This is a genomic window from Methylobacterium persicinum (assembly GCF_022179525.1).
Classification (GTDB): domain Bacteria; phylum Pseudomonadota; class Alphaproteobacteria; order Rhizobiales; family Beijerinckiaceae; genus Methylobacterium; species Methylobacterium persicinum.
This window is the reverse complement of sequence record NZ_BPQX01000034.1, coordinates 19,634-39,811: the sequence shown is the minus strand read 5'-3', so window position 1 is coordinate 39,811 and position 20,178 is coordinate 19,634. Positions and strand designations below refer to the sequence as shown.

Sequence of the window (20,178 nt, the reverse complement as noted above, 5' to 3'; positions counted from 1 at the left end):
CCTCCCTCGCACCCCTCCCCTTCGCCGTCCGGCAGGAACTTTGCCTTTTCCCTCCGCTTGATCGCGAGGGGCCGGCGTGCCGGCCCCTGGGGCCCCCATCATGAAGATCTTCCAGTGCCAGGCCTGCGACCAGCCGGTCACCTTTGAGGCGACCGGCTGCGAGAGCTGTGAGCGCCGCCTCGGCTACGTCTGCGCCCGCCACGAGGTCTCGGCCCTGGAGCCCGCAGGCTTCTCGCGGCATCTCCAGATGGGCGGGGCGCAGATCTTCCACGCCTATGCGGATCCGGGGCCGCGCTACCGCTACTGCCAGAACGCCGTCTGGAACGCCTGCAACTGGCTCGTCGCAGAGGAGAGCGCGGACGTCTTCTGCACCTGCTGCCGCCACAACCGGGTCGTGCCGGACCTCACCGCGCCGTGGAACCTCGCCCGCTGGCGGCAGATCGAGGCGGCCAAGCACCGGCTGTTCTACTCGCTCCTGCGCCTAGAACTGCCCCTCGCCACCCGCCTCCAGTACACGGACGGGCTGGCCTTCGACTTCCTGGTGGACCCGTCCGAGGGGGCGGGGGGCGGGCCCTCCGTGCTGACGGGCCACATCAACGGCCTCATCACCATGAACATCGCCGAGGCCGACGACGTGGAGCGGGAGCGCCGCCGCATCCTGTTCGGCGAGCATTACCGCACCCTCCTCGGGCACTTCCGCCACGAGATCGGGCATTATTTCTGGTACCTGCTCGTCATGAACGGGCCCTTCATGGAGCCGTTCCGCGCCCTGTTCGGCGACGAGAGCCGCAACTACGTCCACGCCCTGCAGGACCATTACGCCAGGGGCGCCCCCTCCGACTGGGGGGAGAGCTACGTTTCGGCCTACGCCACCGCCCATCCCTGGGAGGATTTCGCCGAGACCTTCGCCCACTACCTGCACATCGTCGACACGATCGAGACCGCCTCGACCTTCGAGCTGCACGTGCGGCCCCGCCTGCGCCACGGGTCGGAAGCGCCGACGGTGATCGACTTCGACCCCTACGACACGTCGGACATGGACCGGCTGATCGAGGCGTGGTTGCCGCTGACCTACGCGGTGAACTCCCTCTCCAGCAGCATGGGCCAGCCGGCGCTCTACCCGTTCAAGCTGACGCCGGCGGTGATCGCCAAGCTCGCCTTCGTCCACGAGCGCATCTACGCCGCCCGGGTCGGCGTGGTGCCGACCCCCGACGAGGCCGAGGCCGACATCCTCCGCGCCGTCATCATGGGCCTGCGCCAGAAGGTGGCCGCGCCGACAGTGTGAGGGGGCGGCCTATCCCCGGCGTCCCTCGGCGAAGGCGCGGAATGCCTCCAGCGTCTCCGCGCTGACGTGGTGCTCGATGCCCTCGGCGTCGCGCCGGGCGGTCTCGGGGCTGACGCCCAGGGCGCAGAGGAACCGCTCGACGATCCGGTGGCGCTCCCGCGCCTCCCCGGCCAGCCGCTTGCCGGCCTCCGTCAGGAACACCCCGCGATAGGGCCGCTGCTGCACCAGCCCCTCGTCGCACAGGCGCTTGAGCATCTTGGCGACGGTCGGCTGCGCGACCCCGAGCCGCGCCGCGATGTCGACCTGCCGCGCCTCGCCGCCGTCGCCGATCAGGTCATCGATCAGCTCGACGTAATCCTCGACCAGCTCAAGCCGCCGGGCCTCCCGGGCCTGCCGGAAGCTTTCGACATGCCGCTCGGGATCGACCAGGGCGGTCTCGCTCCGCTCCGAGCCTTCCGGTTCCTGCATCCGCGCGGCCTCCTCCGGGGCGTCGATCCCGCCGTCAGAGCCCTGCTCTAGAACCTAGCCCGATCGGGTTGCAATCGCACGCGGCGTCCCGAGCCTTGCCGCGAGCCTCGGCTTTTCTATATAGCATCAGCTATATCGAAGGGCTGAATGGGCATGGCATCAGGCGAACTCGTCTCGGCGGAGGGGCAGGAAGGCGGCCTCAGCCGTGCGACGGAGGAGGGAATCCGGGCGGTGCTCGACGGGCGGGCCGGGGGGCGGGCCCGGTTCCTGCTGTTCGTCGGGCCGGCGGTGACGGCCTCCATCGCCTATATGGACCCCGGCAATTTCGCCACGAACATCCAGGCCGGCGCCCGCTACGGGTACAGCCTGCTGTGGGTGGTGCTGGCGGCGAACCTGACGGCGATGCTGTTCCAGGCCCTGTCGGCCCGCCTCGGCATCGTCACCGGTAAAAACCTCGCGGAGCATTTTCGCGATGCCCTGCCCCGCCGCTGGCGGTTCGCAGCCTGGGGCGTCAGCGAGGTGGCGGCGATGGCCACCGACCTCGCGGAGTTCCTGGGCGGGGCCATCGGCCTGTCCCTGCTGGCCGGCATCCCGCTGATGGCCGGCATGGCGATCACGGCGGTGGCCACCTACGGGATCCTGCTCCTGGAGAACCGGGGCTTCCGGCCCCTGGAGATCGCCATCGGCGCGATGGTGGGCACCATCGGCCTCTGCTACGCGGCTGAATTGCTGATCGCCCCGGTGGCCTGGGGCGCGGCGGCCCGGGGCCTCGTGACCCCGCGCATCCCCGACGCCGAGGCCCTGACCATCGCGGTGGGAATCATCGGCGCCACGGTGATGCCCCATGCCCTTTTCCTGCATTCGGGCCTGACGCAAGGGCGCGGCGCCCCCCGGAACGAGGCCGACCGGCGGCTCCTCGTGCGCTTCTCCGACCGGGAGGTGATGGTGGCCCTGGCGCTGGCGGGGCTCGTCAACATCGCCATGGTGATCATGGCCGCCTCGGCCTTCCATGCCGGCCACAGCGAGATCGCCGAGATCGGCGAGGCCTACAAGACGCTGACGCCCCTCCTCGGGCCGGCGGCGGGGGCGGCCTTCCTCGTCTCGCTCATCGCCTCGGGCCTGTCCTCGTCGGTGGTCGGGACGCTCGCCGGGCAGATGGTGATGCAGGGCTTCACCGGCTGGCGGATCCCCCTCCTCGTGCGCCGCCTCGTGACCATGGCCCCAGCCTTCGCCGTGGTGGCGGCGGGGGTGGATCCGACCCGGGCGCTGGTGCTCAGCCAGGTGGTGCTGTCGCTGGCCCTGCCGGTGCCGATGATCGGCCTCGTGCTCTTCACCGGCCGCCGCAGCGTGATGGGCGCCTTCGCCAACGGACCGTGGACAAAGGCCGCGGCGACGGCCGGGGCGGCGGTGGTGCTGGCCCTCAACGTCGTGCTGCTGGCGCAGGCGCTCGGGGTGCCGGTGCCGGGGTTGGGGGACTGACTCAATCCCCCAACCGCCACGGATCGAGGAGCGTCACGCCCGTCGCGGCGAAGTCGGCGGTGTTGCGGGTCACGACCGTCAGGCCGTGGACGAGGCCGGTGGCGGCGATCCAGGCGTCGCGTTCGCTCCTCGGATCGGGGACGTGGAGATGCGCACAGCGCAGGGCGATGGGTGTGTCGATCGGTAGGATGCGCCCGGCGAAGGCCGGCAGGACCTTTTCGTGAAGCCAGAGCCGGAGGGTGGCCGCCTGCGTGCCGTCGCGGCGGTCGAGCTGGGCGATGCCGAACTCGACCTCCATGATCGTGATGACCGACAGGTGGAGCCGCGCCGGATCGGTCCCGTTCGCCCAGGCCTCGACCGCCGGATCGATCCGTCCGCTGCGCCGCTTGCGCAATTCGGACAGGACGTTGGTGTCGAGGAGATACATCAGTCGAAGGTGGCCGCGCGTGGGTGCGTCGGGGGCCGGGTGAAATCGATCTCGATCTCGCCGACGCCGTCCATGTCGAGGGCATCGAGGATGGTGCCGGCGCCCGCCCTCAGGCTCTCGTACGCGCCATAGGGCAGTACGGCCATGATCGGCTTGCCGCGCTCGGTGATGACGACCAAGCCCTCGGTGGCGGCGCGCTTGATGCGGCTCGGTTCACGGTTGAATTCGCGGCTGGTGAAAGTGCGCGCAGCCATCTCCGGCCTCCCCCTGTCGTGACGTACAGACATTGTCGCCGCGACAGCGGTTGTCAATCGGCCCCCTACCCCGCCCGCACCACCACCTCCACGAGGTTCGCCCCGCCTGACGCGATCCCGGCCTCAATGGCGGGGGCGATGTCGACGGCCCGCATCACCCGCTTGGCCGGCACGCCCATCGAGGCGGCCAAGGCCAGAAAGTCGATGCGCGGGTCGGTGAGGTCCATGGCGATGAACCGGTTGGCCCGGGCCGAGGCGTAGTGGGACTGGCCCTTCATGTAGTTCTTCAGGATGTTGTACTCGGCGTTGTTGATCACCACGAAGGTGACGGGCAGCTTTTCGTGCGCGGCCGTCCAGAGCGCTTGCGGGGAATACATCGCCGCCCCGTCCCCCACCACGCAGACCACCGGCGCCCGGTCGATCCCGAGGGAGAACCCCACCGCCGCCGGCATGCCCCAGCCGAGGACGCCGCCGCGCATCGCCGCGTATTGGTGCGTCGAGGGGCTGTCGAGGAAGGTGCGCAGGTGGGTGAGCGTCGCCGGGGCCTCGTCGACGATGGTGGTCTGCGCCCCCACGGCGCGGGCGACTTCCCGGGCCGCCACCAGGGGGGCGATCACCGGGTCCTCGAAGGCGGAATCGGCCGCCGCGTTCAGGGCGCGGCGGCGCTCGGCCTGGGCCGTCACCGCCTCCGCCCGCAGCCGCGCGAAGGCGTCGGCCCTGTCGGCCACCCGGGGGGCCAGCAGCGGCAGCAGGGCGTCCAGGGAGGCGCGGATGTCGCCCACCGTCGAGAGAGCCGTGGCGTAGGTGCGGCCGAGGTCGCGCACGTCGGCCGAGAGCTGGAACACGGCGGTTCCCGGCGGCACCGCCGAGACCTCCGAATAGAGCACGGTGATGAGCGACTTGCCTCCCAGCGCGAACACCGCATCGTAGCGGCCGAGGAGGCCCGCGATGGCGTCGGCCCGGGTCGGCAGGTTGCCGGCCCAGAGGGGGTGGCTCGTGGGGAAGGGAATGTGCGCCGGCCAGGACGAGCCGTAGACCGGGGCGGCCATCAGGTCGGCCAGCGCCACGGTCTGCGCGGCGGCGTCGGAGGAATCGATCTCGTCCCCGGCGATCAGCGCGAGCCGCCCCGGCGGGACCGCGGCGAGCCTGTCGGCGAGGCGGTCGAGGGAGCCCGCCACGGCCCTCTGGTCGATGGTCGAGGTCTCGCCGGCCGGCACGTCGGTCAGGGCGTCCATCACGTCCATGGGGAGGGACAGGAAGACCGGGCCGGAGGGCGCGGCGGCGCAATCGTGGAAGGCCCGGCGCAGGAGGATGGGGATCTGGTCCGGGCTCGTCACCTCCCGGGCCCACTTCACCACCGGGTCGGCGATGGCCACGAGGTCGCCCATCAGCAGCGGGTCGGTGAGGGCGTGGCGCAGGTCCTGCTGGCCGGCGGTGACGACCAGCGGCGTGCCCGAGACCTGGGAGTTCACGAGGCTGCCCATGCCGTGGCCGAGGCCCCCGGCGGTGTGCAGGTTGAGGAAGGCCGGGCGCCGGGCGCCCTGGGCGTAGCCGTCCGCCATGGCCACGGCGGTGGCCTCCTGCAGGGCGAGGACGTAGGCGACGTCCGGCGCCTCGGTGAGGGCGTCGATGAGGGGCAGTTCGGTGGTGCCGGGGTTGCCGAAGATGTAGCGCACCCCTTCGGAGCGCAGCACCTCCACAAGCAGTTCCGCCCCCCGGCGACGCCCGGCCGCCTCGACGGTGGTGATGGTCATCGCTGTTCCCCCAACACGCCGCGAGGCTAGTCCGGGGTTCCCAAAGGGCCAAGCCCTTTGGTGGGGTCCAGGGGCGACGCCCCTGGGGGAGGCAGGGCGCCACCCTGCACCCCGGCCTTATGGAGCAAATGCACCACGGGATAAGAGCAAACGAGAACGGCGACCGGATTAGGGCCGCCGCTTCGCGCGATGGGGTGGTTCCGACTGACAATCCCTAACCCGCAGAGGCCGGGATCACCACGCTACGCCGATGGGTTTGGCCGGCAAGTCTTACGGAGCCACTTATGTCGTTCGTTCAGAGAGAGTTGGACCACATCCGCGGTGCGCTTCTCGATCCGCAACAAGTCGAGCGGCACGCAGAGCTTTACGCCGCTCAGCAAGCTCTAAGCTGGGCTCTTGACCCCGAGGGAGCCAAGAGCCCGTTTCAGATGCTTACGGACACTCCGGCAGGCTCAGAAGATTGTTCGGAGCGTAGCCGTCCGCCTCAGTCTTAAGGTAGCGTCGTCCGTTGTGGCTCGCGATGATGATCCACACGGAGTGGCCGCTCACGGAGGTATAGAAGCGGTACTTGCCGGCATCGATGTCGCGGATCGCTTCATCTTCCGACAAGTACCACCGGCTTCCACCGTGATAGCCGCCAATGCCCGCGACCCGCGTATGCGGGTCGTAATGGCTGGGACGCTTACGGATACAGGACGCCTGTACGACAATCGTTGATGCGGTAACAGTCATGTTCGACCTCCCTTAAGCCGCGAGGCGACGCGAGAGGGCGAGCGCCCGGCTCTCGGGGTGGCGACGTCCCTTGAGGACTTCGTTCACCCGACCGGGATTGACGTCGAACGTCGCTGCGATCCGATGCTGGAACTCGCCGTTCCAGTGCCAGTGCCAGATGATCACCGCGTCTTCGAGCGTGAGGTGACGCGACGGTTTCGAATTGCCAACCATGATATAAAGAACCCTTTATGTGGGCCCTTAGAAGGTTGACATGAGGGCGCGCGTGCATAGGATGCACGTTGTCAGAGCGACCTCAGCAGCCTTCTAAGGGATCTGCTGAACGTGATGGGAAGCCGGGGCTCCACCCCCGGCTTTTCCAACATTGGGCCTAAGTATTGGCCCAACCGCTCTAAGCTCTACCCTTTGGGGTGATCGGTCAATAGCCTGCGGGCGGGACTCGCGCAGATTCTTTTAAAATTGGGCCACCAGCGGCCGCTTTGTCGTGCGAGCCGGTTATCCAAGCAGCTTGGATAAATCGCCGCCCACGGCCTTCCCAGGCCCCGCAAAGGCCGAGACAAAAGCCGAACCTCACTCCCCAGCAGGGACCATAGCGTGACGCCCTTGTCGTAGCCGGGGGAGGTGATGGCATTACGCCGTGCGGCTTTCGCCAATACGTAGACCAGTCGGTGCGCGACCGCGTGCCGAAGCACAGGGTCTTTAATGTCCACCCCTTATGCCGGATCACGAAAGTCGCGATCTCGCGCGTGTTGAGTGGAGCACCGTTCCCGCTTGTCATTGCCGCCTTCGCAAGCGCCATCAGTTCGCCGGTCAAGAAAAGGCGGGCTAGGTTCATGTGAACCGGGAAATCTAGCGGCTGCCCGTCCTCGGGTAATTCGAACAGCCGGCGGACAGCATTCACGTGGATCAGATTTGCCCGCGCTTCCTCAAGCTTCTTTTCAAGGTAGGCGACGTGATCCTGTTCGGCTGGCTTGCTTGCCTTCTGGTCAATGGCAGCCGGTGCGGTGGCCTGCTTGAGTGATGGAACTGCGGTAGCAGCCGCACCTGCAAGACCGGGCGAGCCACGCGGGCGGCGGACATCCCACCAGATTAGGCCCAAGCCGCCGCCTACAAGAATGATGTCGAGCCAAGGCGATGGGTTGAGCAGGTAGCCGATCACGGTCCCCACCCATGCTGGGTCTTGGGTGCGCGAAATGACCAGATCGACCGAACCTGCCTACCCAACAACACGAACGCTGACGGTCCAGACGAACAGAATGAAGGCGACAAAGCTGCGCCAGTGACGGCGTATCCACCTGCCGCCAAGCTAATATCGGGGCTCCCAACCGGCGCAAGCGGCGATCGAAGCAGATAGCCTTCAATCCTCATTGGTGCATTTGCTCCATAAGGCCGCTGCACCCGCCAGAGGGCTTAGCCCTCGGGACACCCCGTGTCAGCGCAGCCGGTCGATCAGGGCCTGCGTGAAGGGCGGCAGGGCGCCGAGGTCCCGCAGGCACAGGGTCAGGTCGCGGCGGGCCCAGGGGTCGGAGAGGGGGACGACGGCGATGGCGAGGGTCCGGGCCGCCCGGAGCGCCGTGCTCTCCGGCAGGATCGCCAGACCCACCCGGGCCGCGACGAGCCGGCAGACGGGCTCGAAGCCGCGCAGCTGCGCCCGCAGGCGCATGGGGCACCCGGCCCGGGCGGCCTTCTCGGCGAGGAAGCGGCTGATCGCGCTGCGGCGGTCGAGGCCGACCATCTCCCGCTCCAGCACCTCGGCGAAGGCCACCTCCGTCCGCCCGGCCAGGGGATCGCCCCGGGCGGCCACGAGGACGAAGCGGTCCTCCCGGAACGGGATGGTCGCCAGCGATCCCGTATCGACCGTGCCCGAGAGCAGGCCGAAATCGGCCACCCCTTCCGCCACCAGCCCGACGATCTCGTCGGAGGTGCGCTCCTCGATCTCGACGGCGATCCCCGGATGCGCGGCGAGGAAATCCGAGAGCGGCCCCGGCAGGAATTCGATCAGGGCGTGGGTGTTGGCCACCACCCGGATCTGCCCGGCCGCCCCCCCGGAATAGGCCGCCATCTCTTCCCGCAGCCGCTCGGTTCCGGCGAGGATCGCGCGGGCATGGGCCAGAAGCGCCCGGCCCGCCGGAGTCGGGCTGACGCCCTGTCGCCCCCGGGTGAGGAGGGGGGCGCCCAGGCTCTCCTCCATGCCCCGCACCCGCGCCGAGGCGGCGGCGAGGGCGAGGTTCGCCCTCTGCGCCCCGTGGGTGATCGAGCCGGCCTCCACCACATGCCGGAACAGGCCGAGATCGACGAGGTCGAAGCGGAACATCGCTGCTCAAACGGTCGCGTCCCCGCCGGGCGACGGGGACGCATCTCACCGCGAAGGCGCGGGCGAAATCAAGCCGCGCGGACGTTTCCGAGGAAGCGGGAGACCTCGGCGGTGAGGTGCTCGGACTGGCGGGACAGCTCGCCGGAGGCGGAGAGCACCTGGGTGGCGGCCGCGCCGGTATCCTCGGAGGCCCGGGCGACGCCGACGATGTTGCTCGTCACCTCGTTGGTGCCGGTGGAGGCCTGCGCCACGTTGCGCACGATCTCCTGGGTCGCCGCCCCCTGCTGCTCCACCGCCGCGGCGATGGAGGTCGCCACCGCGTTGATCTCGCGGATGCGCCCGGTGATCCCTCCGATCGCCGACACCGCCTGATCGGTCACCCCCTGGATCTCGCTGATCTGCCCGGCGATCTCGTCCGTGGCCTTGGCGGTCTGGTTGGCCAGCTCCTTCACCTCGGCCGCCACCACCGCGAAGCCGCGACCCGCCTCGCCCGCCCGGGCGGCCTCGATGGTGGCGTTCAGGGCCAGCAGGTTGGTCTGCGAGGCGATGTTGGAGATCAGTCCGACCATGTCGCCGATCCGCGCCGAGGTCTGGCGCAGGGCCTGGACCAGGGCCGCCGTCTGGTCGGCCTCACCCACCGCGACCCGGGCCAGCTCAGCCGAGCCCTGCACCTGCCGGCCGATCTCCTGCACCGAGGTGCCGAGTTCTTCGGCCGCCGCCGCCACCGTGCTCACGTTGGAGGACGCCTCCTCCGCCGCCGCCGCCACCGTGGTCGACTGCGACGCCGCCTCGCCGGCGGCCGAGCTCAGCTGCTGGGCCGTGGCCTGCAGCTCCGTGGCCGAGGCCGAGACCATGCCGACGATGCCGCCCACCGCCGACTCGAACCCGTCGGCCAGTTCCAGCATCGTGCGCTTGCGCTCCAGGGCGGCGGCCTCGTCGGCGATGCGCTTCAGCTCGGCCTGCTCGGCGGCCTTCTGCGCCACCATCGCCTTGATCCCCTCGACCGCCTTGCCCACCGCGCCGATCTCGTCCCCGCGCTTGGCCTCGGCGATCGTCGCGTTCACGTCCCCCTGCGCCATCCGCTGCAGCACGCTCACCAGCCGGCCCAGGGGGCGGACGATGATGGCGAAGACGCCGAGCGTCAGGAGGATCGCCATGACGATGCTGGCGATGCTGCCGGCGACGCTCGAGAAATACGCCGCGTCGAACGACTTCTGCTGGTCGGCGGCGCGGACCGCCAGGAGGTCGCGCTCGACCTTGGCCATCTCCTCGGCGACGGCGCGCGCCGCGTCCATCACGGCTTTGCCGGAGCCGTTCCCCGCCATGCCTTGGGCTACGTCGAGGTGCCCCGCCTTGACCTCGGCCATCTCCTTGCCGGCGATGTCGGTCGACCAGGTCGAAACCGCCTTCGCGAGGGTATCCAGGCGAGCCTGCTGGCCGGGGTTGTCCGAGGTCAGATCCTTTACATGGTCGAAGTTCTTCTGGAAGTCGGCTTCGCCGGTCCGGTACGGTTCCAGGAACTGGGTATTCCCCGCAATGATGTAGCCGCGCAGGGCCGTCTCCCTGTTGAGCATCGCGATCTTGATGCCGTCGAGGGTCTCGAGCACCTCATAGGTGTGCTCGGTCCAGTGAATGTTGTGCTCGATCTGCGCCAAGCGCCCGTAGCCGAGGATGCTGATCGCGATGGTGACTGCGGAGAGCGACACGAAGGCCGCCGCCATCTTCGTCGTGATCTTGATGTCGGCAAGCGAGCGCATGGGATGACCTTGGGGAGATTGGGAATCAGGTGGCTTCCCCAGCATCCTGGCGATCGGACATTAATTTATGGTGGTATTCGACAAATCGGATCGCACGCCGGGCAGTTTGTCACGGCAAAAAATAGTTCATTTTGCATAGTTTGCGTCGATCGGGTCTGCGATCAGCCGTTTTTTTGGCGATTCTTTAGCAAGTACAACTAGAACGGGCTGACTGGAAAGAATCGCAAGTACAGCTCTGTATACTTTCCGTCGTCCCACACCCGTTGCAGGGCGTCGTCGAGGGCGCGGGCAAGGGCAGCGTCGTCCTGGCGGGTGATGAGCCCGATTCCCTCGCCGAAGTACCGGTTCTCGAGGTAATCGCCGCCGACCAGGGCGCAGCAATTCTCCGCCTCCTGCCCGCCCACATAGAGGGCGAGGTTCAGCCCGTCGGCGAACAGGTAGTCGATCTCTCCGCGCTTGAGTGCCCCCTCGGCGGCGGCGAGGTCGGCGAATTCGTGGGCTTTCGCCTTGGGGAAGAAGGTGCCGAGATAGGCGGCATGGGCGCTGCCGCCGATCACGCCGACGCTCCGCTCCGCGAGGGTCTTCGCGGAGGGCAGGGGCAGGCCCCGGTCGGCCCTGGCGGCGAAGCGGGCCGGCCAGCGGAAATACGGCCGCGTCGCCGTGAACTTCTGCCGGAGCCCGGCGGTGAGGGGGATCGCAGCGGCGACCACGTCGCCCTGCTTGGAATCGAGGGAGTCCAGCAGGGTGTCGAACCGGCGGGCCTGCACCGTGCAGGTGATCGCAAGCTTCTCGCACACGGCCCGGGCGAGTTCCACGACGAAGCCCGTCGGGGTGCCGTCGGGGCCGGCGAAATGCAGCGGGGGAAACTCGTCGTCCGTCAGGAAGCGCACGGCCCGGCCGGTCTGGGGCGCCTCCACCCGCTCGCCGCGGCTGCGGGGATTCCAGAAGTTCGGCACCGCCACCGAGGGCACGGGCGCGGCGGCGGTCGCCCCCTGCGCCGGGGCGGCCAGGATAAGGGCCGGGACGAGGACGGAGGCGAGGGCGGCACCCACAGCCCATCCCCGGCCCGAGCTTGACCGTGACCGGCGGGCGATGCTCCTGGCGGAGGGAAGGAAGGGGGACGGGCTCACCCCCCTCCCCTAACACGGCCCGGGCCCCCTGCGGGAGTAGAACCTGCAGTGTCGTATGCGGCGACTGCAACCGGCAGCTGCGAGCACCTCCCTCCCGAGATCGCCTTCCTGGCGGCCGAGGGCGTGGACCCGCGCCTGCTCGCCCGGGCGGCCGCGATGGCCGAGCAGGCCGGAACCGATGCGGCGACGGCCCTGCTGCACGGGGGCCTCATGGCCGAAGAGACCTATTACCGGGCCCTCGCCCGGGCGCTCCGGACCCCGTTCCTCGACGGCAAGATCCCCTTCGGCGCGGGGCTGCGCTACCCCGATTGTCTCATGGCCGGCCTCGCGCTCCTGGCGCCCGGCTCCGCGGCGGCGGCGGTGATCGCTCCGCGGGGGGCCGCGGTGGCGGAACTCCTGCTCGGCGCCGACCGGGCGGCGACGCCCGCGATCACCACCCCGACCCGCCTGCGGGAGGCCGTGTTCGCCAACATCCCCGAGGCCGTGGCCGGCCATGCGGCGGAGGCCCTGCGGCTGTGCTCCCGCGGGAGCGCGATGCAGCCGCCGGGACACCGGCTCCTCCTCTTCGCCCTGGGCGTCGGGGCGGCCTGCTGCCTCGCCGCGGCCGCGCCGCCGGTCCTCGGCCAGGCAGCCCTCCTCGCCGTGCAGGCGGCGGTCCTGGCGTTGACGGTGTTCCGCATCGCGGCCCTGGCGGTTCCCCCGACGGAGGTGCGGGCCCCGCCCCTGCTCGACGCCGCCCTGCCGGTCTACACGATCCTCGTCCCGCTCTACCGGGAGGGGCGGGTCGTGGGGCGGCTCCTGCGCGGGCTGTCCGCCCTCGACTATCCGGCGGCCAAGCTCGACATCAAGCTCCTCATCGAGGCCGACGACGGGGAGACGGCCGCCTGCCTCGCGGCGATCCCCCTCCCCGCCCGGTTCGAGGTCGTCACCATCCCGCCGGGGATGCCCCGCACCAAGCCCCGGGCCCTCAACGTCGCCCTGCCCCTGGCCCGGGGCAGCCTGCTCGTCGTCTACGACGCCGAGGACGTGCCCGAGCCCGACCAGCTCCGGAAGGCGGCGGCGATCTTCGCGGCCGAGCCCCCTGTCACCGCCTGCCTCCAGGGCCGGCTGGTGATCGACGACCACGGGGACGGGCTGCTGCCCAAGCTGTTCGCTGCCGAATATGCCGGGCTCTTCGACGTGCTGAACCCGGCGCTGGCGGCCCTCGACCTGCCGGTGCCCCTCGGGGGCACGACGATGCACCTGCGCACCCAGGTGCTCCGGGACCTGCGCGGATGGGATGCCTGGAACGTGACGGAGGATGCCGATCTCGGCATCCGCCTCGCCCTCGCCGGCTACCGCGTCGGCGACCTGCCGAGCGCGACCTACGAGGAGACGGCGAAGGGCTGGCGCCGCTGGCTCGACCAGCGAACCCGGTGGATCAAGGGTTTCCTGCAGACCAGCCTCGTCCACGGCAGCCACCCGATCCGGACCTGGACCCGTCTCGGGTCCTTCGGAAGCCTCTGCCTCCTGGCGCTGCTGCCCGGCGCCGTCGTCTCGGCCCTCGCCTACCCTGTCTGCTTCGTCGCGGCGGCGGCGGCGTTCCTGACCGGCCGGATGGAACCCGGGCCGGCCTTCGCCGACAACCTCGGCTCCGGCCTCGCTGTGACCGTCTTCCTCGCCGGCCTCGTCGCCCTGGTGGGGCCCGCTGCCCTGGGGTGTCGGCGGCGGGGCTGGACCGACCTGTGGCCGGTCCTTCCCCTGCTGCCGTTCTACTTCCTCCTCGTAAGCCTCGCCGCCGTGCGCGCCGTGGACGAGCTGATCCGGGCCCCCTACCGCTGGAACAAGACCGAGCATGGATTGTCGCGATCCTCCCGCAGCGGCCGTCTCGGCGGTGGCGGCCCGCAACGGAAGCGCCTGTCCGGCCGTTGACCCGGCATGAGCGATCCGTCCGCCACCATCGCGATCCTGATCGGCACCCCGGCCGGAGCCCGGCTCCTGGCCTCGGCCACGGAGCGCGACGCCGCCCGCACCGCGGAATTGTTCCTGCTGCGCCTTCCCCCCCGGGCCCTGCCCGCGCCCCTCTGGGTACAATGCGGCGACCGGGCGGCGGGCGACCGGCTCAGCGCCTATCTCAGCGAGTTCCAGGCCGAGCGCGTCCGCGAGCGCGACGGCGTGACGGCGATGCCGGACCCGGACCGCCGGGAGCCCTGATTTTCGACCGCCGGCCTGGCGGAAGGTGCTAGAGCGGGCCGCCACAAGGAGCGGACCGTGACGACTCCCGACGACAGCCCGATGCCGGCGCTGCTGCGCCTGATGGCCGCCCTGCGCGATCCCGAGCGGGGCTGCGCCTGGGACGTGGCCCAGACCTTCGCCACCATCGTTCCCTACACCATCGAGGAGGCCTACGAGGTCGCCGACGCCGTGGCCCGGGGGGACCGGGACGACCTGCGCGACGAACTCGGCGACCTGCTGCTGCAGGTGGTGTTCCATGCGCGCATGGCCGAGGAGGAAGGCGCCTTTGCCTTCGACGACGTGGCCCGCGCCATCGCCGCCAAGCTGATCCGCCGCCATCCGCACGTCTTCGCGGCGGACGGATCCCTCCTGCCGGAGGGCTCCCCGCGCCGGGACCCCGCCGCGGTGGAGGCGCAATGGGCGGCGATCAAGGCGCAGGAGCGGGCCGGCAAGCCGATGCCCGCGCCCGATCCGCTGGGCGGCGTCGCCCACGCCCTCCCCGCCCTCGCTCGCGCGGAAAAGGTCTCCCGGCGGGCGGCGTCCTACGGGTTCGACTGGGACGATGCGGCCCAGGTGATCGACAAGGTCCGCGAGGAGACCGACGAGGTCGCCGAGGCCCTGGCGCAGGGCGAGGCGGGGGCGCTTGCCGAGGAGATCGGCGATCTCCTGTTCTCGGTGGCCAACCTCGCCCGCCACGCAGGCATCGACCCCGAGGCGGCCCTGCGCGACGGCACCGCCAAGTTCGAGCGCCGCTTCAAGGCCATGGCCGAGGCGTTGCGCGCGGAGGGCGGCGAGCTCGGCCGCTCCGACCTCGCCGCCATGGAGGCGGCCTGGGGCCGGGTGAAGCGGGCGGAGAAGGGCTGAGCGGCCCTCAGGCCGCCACGCCGTCCAGCACCGTGAGGACGAGGGGGATCGCCGCCCCGGCCAGCACCGTCTGCAGGGCGGTGATGCCGGCCATAAGGGGCGCGTCCCCGCCGAGTTGCCGGGCCATGATGTAGGAGGACGAGGCCGTCGGCAGGGCCTGGAACAGCAGGGCCGTGGCCGCCGCCGGTCCCCGCAGGCCCAGCAGCAGGCAGGCCAGCACCGTCACGAGGGGCATCAGCCCGAACTTCACCGCCGACGACACCGCCACCGGCCGGAACCATGTCCGCGCCGCGCCGAAATCCAGGGCTGCCCCGACGCAGAGCAGACCGAGCGGCAGGGAGGCCTGTCCCAGGGCCTTGAGCATGGCATCCACCCCGATGGGCAGGGGCAGGCCCGTGGCCTGGAGGGAGATGCCGATCACGCTCGCCACCACCAGGGGGTTGAAGGCGAGCTGCCGGGCGATGGCCGCCGGAGCGAGTCGACCCCCGGAGCCGAACCGGGCGAAGACGAGGACGCACAGGACGTTGACCGTCGGCACGATGGCGGCGTTCGCCACGGCGGCCAGGGCGAGGCCCTGGGCCCCGAACAGCCCGACCGCCGCCGAGACCCCGACATAGTTGTTGAAGCGGATTCCCCCCTGGAACACCGAGGTGAAGGCCGCTCCGTCCAGGGCGAGCCGGGGGCGCAGGGCCAGGAGGGCGAGGGCGACGGTCACCGTCGAGGCCACGAGCACGGCGGCCAGCGACAGGACCGGCACCCCGTCGAGCCGGGCGGTGGCCAGCCCGTGGATGAACAGGGAGGGCAGCAGCACGTAGTAGCCGAGCCGCTCGGCCTGCGGCCAGAATGCCTCCCCGATGAAGCCGATCCGCCGCAGCAGGGCGCCGAGGCCAATGAGCAGGGCGATCGGCAGAAGGGCGAGGAGGACCGCGCCGGTCATGGGGCGCGCTCAGGCTGTGGGGAGGAAGAGGGCATCGGGTCCGGTGCTCGGGCAGGTCCCTCATAGAGCCGCCCCGCCGTCATTGCGAGCGTGACGACGGCGAGGAACGAGGCGCGGGGCCCGTTCTGCAATCCCCTCAGACCACGCTGCCGTAGAGGTCGTACGCCTCGGCCCGGTCGACCTTCACCGACACGATGTCCCCCACCCGCACCGGGCGGCGGAAGGCGGCGTGGACGGTGCCGTCGATCTCCGGGGCGTCGGCCTTGGAGCGCCCCCGGGCGATCCCGCCCTCCACCGCATCGACGATGACCGGCATGCGCCGGCCGACCTTCGCCCGCTGGAGGCGCAGGGAGATGGCGTTCTGCGTCTCCATGAAACGCCGCTTGCGCTCGGCCTTCACCTCCGGCGGCACGGGCGCGGCGATGCCGTTGGCGGTCGCCCCCGCCACGGGCTCGAACTCGAAGCAGCCGACCCGGTCGAGCTTGGCCTCCTTGAGCCACTCCAGCAATTCCTCGAACTCGGCCTCGGTCTCACCGGGGAAGCCGACGATGAAGGTCGAGCGGATGGCGAGATCCGGGCAGCCCGCCCGCCAGGACCGGATCCGGTCGAGCTGCTTCTCCTGGTTGCCCGGCCGGCGCATCCGCTTCAGCACCGAGGGCGCCGCATGCTGCAGCGGCATGTCGAGGTAGGGGAGGACCTTCCCCTCGGCCATGAGCGGGATCACCTCGTCCACATGCGGGTACGGGTAGACGTAGTGCAGCCGCACCCAGGCCCCGAGCTCGCCGAGTTCCCGGGCGAGGTCGGCGAAGCGGGCGCGGACCTGCCGGTCGCGCCAGGGGCTCTCGGCGTAGCGGATGTCGAGCCCGTAGGCGCTGGTGTCCTGCGAGACGACGAGGAGTTCCTTCACCCCCGCCTTGACGAGCTTCTCGGCCTCCCGGAGCACGTCCGCCGCCGGGCGGCTCACGAGGTCGCCACGGAGCGACGGGATGATGCAGAAGCTGCAGCGGTTGTTGCAGCCCTCGGAAATCTTCAAATACGCGTAGTGGCGCGGCGTGAGCTTGATGCCCTGGGGCGGCACGAGGTCCAGGAACGGGTCGTGGGCCGGGGGCGCCGCCTCGTGCACCGCCGCGACCACCGATTCGTAGGCCTGGGGACCGGTGACGGCGAGCAGATCCGGGTACTTCTCGCGGATCTCCTCCGGCTGGGCGCCCATGCAGCCGGTGACGATGACCCGGCCGTTCTCGGCCATGGCCTCGCCGATGGCGGCGAGGGACTCTGCCTTGGCGGAATCGAGGAAGCCGCAGGTGTTGACGATGACGAGGTCCGCCCCGTCATGCTTCCGGGCGAGCTCGTAGCCCTCCGCGCGCAGATGCGTGAGGATCCGCTCCGAATCCACCAGCGCCTTCGGGCAGCCGAGGGAGACGAAGGAGATCTTCGGAGCGCAGTTGGGGGCGCTCTTGGGGGCGCCCTTGGTGTCGGGCGAGGCGGTGCTGGTCATCATCGGCATCGGATACGGCGCGGCTTGCGCCGCTGGGGCGCTGCGAGAACGCTGGCAGTCTTCGGGATCGGCCCCGATATAGCGGGTTCCGGCCGCCGGCGCGAGGCCGGCCCGCGCCACGAGCCGCTTCCCCCGCGGCATCGCCTGTGCGAGGGCGTTCCGACGCCGCGATCCGAAGGCCCGAACCCGGTTCATGTGGACCCGAGACCTGCCCCCCATCGACGCGATCGCCGCCGCCGCGCGGCTGCGGTCCCTGCCGGGGCTCGCCTTCCTCGATAGCGCCATGCGGCACGATGCCCTGGGCCGGCTCTCGGTGGTGGCCGCCGACCCCTTCGACCGGTTCCGGGTCCGGGACGGCAGGGCCACCCTCGACGGGCGCCCTCTGCCCGGCGGCCCGTTCGAGGCCCTGCGCGCCTGCCTCGCGCCCTACCGGCTGCCGGCGGACCCGGCCTTCCCGTTCCCCGGCGGCGCCATCGGCTACTTCGCCTACGATCTCGGGGCTTCCCTGGAGCGGGTCGCCCATCCCGCCCGCCGGGCGGGGCTGACCGACGACATCGCCCTCGACCTCTACGATACGGTGCTCGTCATCGACCACGCCGCCGGCTCCGCCCGCCTCGTGGCCACCGGCTTCCCCGAGACCGCGCCCGACGCCCGGGAGAGGCGGGCCCAGGCCCGGCTCGCACAGTTCGCCGACCTCCTGCGGGACGTGCCCCCACCGGAACCCGCCCCCGCCTGCGGGGACCTCGCGTGGCGCTCGAACTTCGACCGCCCGGCCTACGAGGCGGCGGTGGAGAGGGTGCGGGACTACATCCGGGCGGGCGACATCTACCAAGCCAACATCGCCCAGCGCTTCACCGCCGACCTGCCGGCGGGGTTCGATCCCTTCGCCCTCTACCGGCGCCTGCGCGAGACCAACCCTGCCACCTTCGGCGCCTACCAGGATTTCGAGGGGCTCTGTGTCGCCTCCTCCTCGCCGGAGCGGTTCGTGCGCCTGGACGGGCGGCACGTCGAGACCCGGCCGATCAAGGGCACCGCCAAGCGCCTGCCCGATCCCGGGGCGGACCGGGAGGCCGCGGAGGCCCTGGCCGCCTCGGCGAAGGACCGGGCCGAGAACGTGATGATCGTCGATCTCCTGCGCAACGACCTGTCCCGGGTCTGCGAGCCCGGCAGCGTCGCCGTGCCCGTGCTCTGCGGCCTGGAGACCTATGCCGGCGTACACCACCTCGTGTCGGTGGTGACCGGAACCCTGCGGGACGGGCTCGACGGCCTCGACCTCCTGGAGCGGACCTTTCCCGGCGGCTCGATCACCGGGGCGCCCAAGATCCGGGCCATGGACATCATCGCCGAGATCGAGGGCGATGCCCGGGAGATCTATTGCGGTGCCATCGGCCGGATCGGCTTCGACGGCGACCTCGACACCTCCATCGCCATCCGTACCGTGTTCATGGACGGCCGGACGGCGGTCCTGCAGGCGGGGGGCGGCGTCACCCTGCTCTCCGAGCCGGGGCCGGAATACGACGAGACCCTGGCCAAGGCGGAGCGGGTGTTCCGGGCTTTCTCATGATCCTCGTCCTCGACAACTACGACTCGTTCGTCTTCAACGTCGTCCGCTACCTGGAGGAGCTGGGCGAGACCGTGCGCGTGGTGCGCAACGACGCCCTCGACGTCGACGGCATCCGGGCCCTCGCCCCGGACGCCCTGGTGGTCTCGCCCGGTCCCTGCACCCCGGCCGAGGCGGGGGTGTCCCTCCCGGCGATCCGGGACCTGTCGGGCACGCTCCCGATCCTCGGCGTCTGCCTCGGCCATCAGGCCATCGGCGCGGCCTTCGGCGGCAAGGTCGAGCGCGCCCGGCGGCCCCTGCACGGGCAGGCGACCCCCGTCGCCCATGACGGGCAGCGCCTCTTCGCCGGCCTGCCCGCACCGATGGCGGTGGGGCGCTACCATTCCCTCGTCGTGACGCCCCAGCCCGGGATGGACCGGAACCTCGCCGTCGATGCCGTCTCGGACGAGGGCGAGGTCATGGCCCTCTCCCACCTCCGGCACCCGACCTATGGGGTGCAGTTCCACCCGGAATCGGTGCTCACCGAGAACGGCCACGCCATCTTCTCGAACTTCCTGGGCCTCGCCCGCAGGTGGCGGGAGGGGACGCGCGATGCTGTGGCGTGACGGGCATGTGGGCGAGGGCACCACGGCGCCCCTCGACCATGCCGACCGGGGCCTGACGCTGGGCGACGGACTGTTCGACACGGCGCTCGCCCTGGGCGGCCGGATCGCCTTCGAGGCTGCGCATATCGACCGGCTCGTCGCGGCGGCGGAGACCCTCGGCATCCCCGTCGAGGCGGAGGCGATCCGCACCGCCATGCGCGCCCTCGCCGGGCGGGGCCCGCGCCTCGCCATCCGCACGACGCTGACCCGCGGCGCCGGCCCGCGGGGGTTGAAGCCGCCGGACGCGCCGCACCCCACCCTATTCGCCACGGCCGCCCCGAGCGGCCGGGCCCTGGCCTTCGCCCCGCTTCGCCTGTGGCCGACGGCGATCGCCCGCAACGACACCTCCCCTACGGCACGGCTCAAGACGCTCGGCTACCTCGATGCCGTGCTCGCGGCCCGCGACGCGGCCGCGGCGGGGTTCGACGAGGCGATGTTCCTCAACACCAGGGGGATGGTCGCCTGCGCGGGAACGGGGAACCTGGTCTATGTGATGCCGCCGTCATCGCTTGGCGCCGCCCGCGATGACGCAGAGGGGCGCCTCACCCTCGTCACCCCGCCCCTTACGGACGGCGTGCTCGCCGGGATCGTCCGCGCGCAGGTGCTGGCGCTGGCCCCTGCCTGCGGCCTCGCCGTGGAGGAACGCTCCCTGACCCGCGACGACCTGCGCGCGGCGAAGGCGGTCTTCCTCACCAACTCCCTGCGCCTCCTCGCCCCGGTGACGGCCGTGGGTGAGGTCGCCTACGACAGCGCCGGCCATCCGGCCTTCCCGCGCCTGCGGGACGCCCTGCGCGGTGCGGTGGCGGAATCCTGTGGCGTCCCCCCGGAGGAGGTCGCGTGAGCCACGAACGGGGACGCGC

General features: G+C 70.9%; 20 protein-coding genes. 8 read left to right on the top strand and 12 right to left on the bottom strand.

Annotated elements, in window-relative coordinates; translation table 11 throughout:
- The first annotated feature begins 100 nt into the window (after window positions 1–100).
- A complete protein-coding gene (locus tag MFF22_RS15365) occupies window positions 101–1,285 on the top strand; it encodes a zinc-binding metallopeptidase family protein (RefSeq protein WP_238249851.1) in 1,185 nt (394 codons plus the stop codon).
- A gap of 9 nt (window positions 1,286–1,294) precedes the next feature.
- On the opposite strand, the gene mntR is transcribed toward MFF22_RS15365, so the two are convergent.
- On the bottom strand, window positions 1,295–1,753 hold the full coding sequence (mntR, locus tag MFF22_RS15360; RefSeq protein ID WP_238249850.1) for a manganese-binding transcriptional regulator MntR: 459 nt from the start codon (window positions 1,751–1,753) through the stop codon (window positions 1,295–1,297).
- 153 nt (window positions 1,754–1,906) lie between these two features.
- On the opposite strand from mntR, the gene MFF22_RS15355 reads away from it, so the two are divergent.
- Window positions 1,907–3,232 (top strand): Nramp family divalent metal transporter, encoded by a 1,326-nt coding sequence (locus tag MFF22_RS15355; protein ID WP_238249901.1) that lies wholly within the window; start codon window positions 1,907–1,909, stop codon window positions 3,230–3,232.
- Between the two features lies 1 nt (window position 3,233).
- Here the strand turns inward: MFF22_RS15355 and MFF22_RS15350 are convergent, their stop codons facing one another.
- The 9 genes from MFF22_RS15350 to MFF22_RS15310 all read right to left on the bottom strand — a co-directional run bounded on the left by MFF22_RS15350 (window position 3,234) and on the right by MFF22_RS15310 (window position 11,483).
- Entirely contained in the window at window positions 3,234–3,662 is a 429-nt protein-coding gene (locus MFF22_RS15350; protein ID WP_238249900.1) for a type II toxin-antitoxin system VapC family toxin, read from the bottom strand.
- Window positions 3,659–3,913, bottom strand: a complete 255-nt coding sequence (locus tag MFF22_RS15345; protein ID WP_238249849.1) for a type II toxin-antitoxin system prevent-host-death family antitoxin — start codon at window positions 3,911–3,913, stop codon at window positions 3,659–3,661. Before MFF22_RS15345 ends, MFF22_RS15350 begins: the two co-directional genes overlap by 4 nt.
- Before the next feature lie 65 nt (window positions 3,914–3,978).
- Window positions 3,979–5,667 (bottom strand): thiamine pyrophosphate-binding protein, encoded by a 1,689-nt coding sequence (locus tag MFF22_RS15340; protein WP_238249848.1) that lies wholly within the window; start codon window positions 5,665–5,667, stop codon window positions 3,979–3,981.
- 432 nt (window positions 5,668–6,099) lie between these two features.
- Complete coding sequence (locus MFF22_RS15335) at window positions 6,100–6,399, bottom strand: DUF3892 domain-containing protein (protein ID WP_238249847.1); 300 nt, start codon at window positions 6,397–6,399, stop codon at window positions 6,100–6,102.
- 12 nt (window positions 6,400–6,411) lie between these two features.
- Window positions 6,412–6,564: a hypothetical protein gene (locus MFF22_RS15330; protein WP_238249846.1), complete on the bottom strand. Its 153-nt coding sequence runs from the start codon at window positions 6,562–6,564 to the stop codon at window positions 6,412–6,414.
- A 253-nt stretch (window positions 6,565–6,817) separates the two neighbouring features.
- Complete coding sequence (locus MFF22_RS15325) at window positions 6,818–7,558, bottom strand: hypothetical protein (RefSeq protein WP_238249845.1); 741 nt, start codon at window positions 7,556–7,558, stop codon at window positions 6,818–6,820.
- A 273-nt stretch (window positions 7,559–7,831) separates the two neighbouring features.
- Window positions 7,832–8,713, bottom strand: coding sequence for a LysR family transcriptional regulator (locus MFF22_RS15320; RefSeq protein WP_238249844.1), 882 nt, complete (start codon window positions 8,711–8,713; stop codon window positions 7,832–7,834).
- A gap of 68 nt (window positions 8,714–8,781) precedes the next feature.
- Window positions 8,782–10,470, bottom strand: coding sequence for a methyl-accepting chemotaxis protein (locus MFF22_RS15315; RefSeq protein ID WP_238249843.1), 1,689 nt, complete (start codon window positions 10,468–10,470; stop codon window positions 8,782–8,784).
- Window positions 10,471–10,667: 197 nt separating this feature from the next.
- Window positions 10,668–11,483 (bottom strand): transporter substrate-binding domain-containing protein, encoded by an 816-nt coding sequence (locus MFF22_RS15310; protein ID WP_238249899.1) that lies wholly within the window; start codon window positions 11,481–11,483, stop codon window positions 10,668–10,670.
- A gap of 165 nt (window positions 11,484–11,648) precedes the next feature.
- Between MFF22_RS15310 and MFF22_RS15305 the strand changes: the two genes are divergently transcribed.
- The 3 genes from MFF22_RS15305 (at window position 11,649) to mazG (ending at window position 14,678) form a co-directional block, all read left to right on the top strand.
- A complete protein-coding gene (locus MFF22_RS15305; RefSeq protein WP_238249842.1) occupies window positions 11,649–13,511 on the top strand; it encodes a glycosyltransferase family 2 protein in 1,863 nt (620 codons plus the stop codon).
- 6 nt (window positions 13,512–13,517) lie between these two features.
- Complete coding sequence (locus MFF22_RS15300) at window positions 13,518–13,793, top strand: hypothetical protein (protein WP_238249841.1); 276 nt, start codon at window positions 13,518–13,520, stop codon at window positions 13,791–13,793.
- 81 nt (window positions 13,794–13,874) lie between these two features.
- Window positions 13,875–14,678 (top strand): nucleoside triphosphate pyrophosphohydrolase, encoded by an 804-nt coding sequence (mazG, locus tag MFF22_RS15295; RefSeq protein ID WP_238249898.1) that lies wholly within the window; start codon window positions 13,875–13,877, stop codon window positions 14,676–14,678.
- A 7-nt stretch (window positions 14,679–14,685) separates the two neighbouring features.
- On the opposite strand, the gene MFF22_RS15290 is transcribed toward mazG, so the two are convergent.
- Together MFF22_RS15290 and rimO are read right to left on the bottom strand one after the other, a co-directional pair.
- Window positions 14,686–15,615 carry an AEC family transporter gene (locus MFF22_RS15290; RefSeq protein ID WP_238249840.1) on the bottom strand — a complete coding sequence of 310 codons (930 nt, stop codon included), beginning with the start codon at window positions 15,613–15,615 and terminating at the stop codon, window positions 14,686–14,688.
- Between the two features lie 136 nt (window positions 15,616–15,751).
- A complete protein-coding gene (gene rimO, locus MFF22_RS15285; protein ID WP_238249839.1) occupies window positions 15,752–17,113 on the bottom strand; it encodes a 30S ribosomal protein S12 methylthiotransferase RimO in 1,362 nt (453 codons plus the stop codon).
- A 193-nt stretch (window positions 17,114–17,306) separates the two neighbouring features.
- Between rimO and pabB the strand changes: the two genes are divergently transcribed.
- Genes pabB through MFF22_RS15270 form a run of 3 tightly spaced genes read left to right on the top strand, consistent with a single transcriptional unit; the run spans window position 17,307 to window position 20,159 of the window.
- Entirely contained in the window at window positions 17,307–18,677 is a 1,371-nt protein-coding gene (pabB, locus tag MFF22_RS15280; RefSeq protein ID WP_238249838.1) for an aminodeoxychorismate synthase component I, read from the top strand.
- Window positions 18,674–19,279, top strand: coding sequence for an anthranilate synthase component II (locus MFF22_RS15275; RefSeq protein WP_238249837.1), 606 nt, complete (start codon window positions 18,674–18,676; stop codon window positions 19,277–19,279). The genes pabB and MFF22_RS15275 overlap by 4 nt, the downstream gene beginning before the upstream one ends.
- Window positions 19,266–20,159: an aminotransferase class IV gene (locus MFF22_RS15270; protein WP_238249836.1), complete on the top strand. Its 894-nt coding sequence runs from the start codon at window positions 19,266–19,268 to the stop codon at window positions 20,157–20,159. Before MFF22_RS15275 ends, MFF22_RS15270 begins: the two co-directional genes overlap by 14 nt.
- The last annotated feature ends 19 nt before the right edge of the window (window positions 20,160–20,178 follow it).

Coding starts and splice junctions, on each gene's coding strand:
- MFF22_RS15300 (WP_238249841.1), top strand. CDS start 13,518: ATGAGCGATCCGTCCGCCACCATCGCGATCCTGATCGGCACCCCGGCC.
- MFF22_RS15340 (WP_238249848.1), bottom strand. CDS start 5,667: ATGACCATCACCACCGTCGAGGCGGCCGGGCGTCGCCGGGGGGCGGAA.
- MFF22_RS15315 (WP_238249843.1), bottom strand. CDS start 10,470: ATGCGCTCGCTTGCCGACATCAAGATCACGACGAAGATGGCGGCGGCC.
- MFF22_RS15365 (WP_238249851.1), top strand. CDS start 101: ATGAAGATCTTCCAGTGCCAGGCCTGCGACCAGCCGGTCACCTTTGAG.
- MFF22_RS15335 (WP_238249847.1), bottom strand. CDS start 6,399: ATGACTGTTACCGCATCAACGATTGTCGTACAGGCGTCCTGTATCCGT.
- MFF22_RS15355 (WP_238249901.1), top strand. CDS start 1,907: ATGGCATCAGGCGAACTCGTCTCGGCGGAGGGGCAGGAAGGCGGCCTC.
- MFF22_RS15345 (WP_238249849.1), bottom strand. CDS start 3,913: ATGGCTGCGCGCACTTTCACCAGCCGCGAATTCAACCGTGAACCGAGC.
- MFF22_RS15275 (WP_238249837.1), top strand. CDS start 18,674: ATGATCCTCGTCCTCGACAACTACGACTCGTTCGTCTTCAACGTCGTC.
- mntR (WP_238249850.1), bottom strand. CDS start 1,753: ATGCAGGAACCGGAAGGCTCGGAGCGGAGCGAGACCGCCCTGGTCGAT.
- rimO (WP_238249839.1), bottom strand. CDS start 17,113: ATGACCAGCACCGCCTCGCCCGACACCAAGGGCGCCCCCAAGAGCGCC.
- MFF22_RS15320 (WP_238249844.1), bottom strand. CDS start 8,713: ATGTTCCGCTTCGACCTCGTCGATCTCGGCCTGTTCCGGCATGTGGTG.
- mazG (WP_238249898.1), top strand. CDS start 13,875: ATGCCGGCGCTGCTGCGCCTGATGGCCGCCCTGCGCGATCCCGAGCGG.
- MFF22_RS15270 (WP_238249836.1), top strand. CDS start 19,266: ATGCTGTGGCGTGACGGGCATGTGGGCGAGGGCACCACGGCGCCCCTC.
- pabB (WP_238249838.1), top strand. CDS start 17,307: ATGTGGACCCGAGACCTGCCCCCCATCGACGCGATCGCCGCCGCCGCG.
- MFF22_RS15290 (WP_238249840.1), bottom strand. CDS start 15,615: ATGACCGGCGCGGTCCTCCTCGCCCTTCTGCCGATCGCCCTGCTCATT.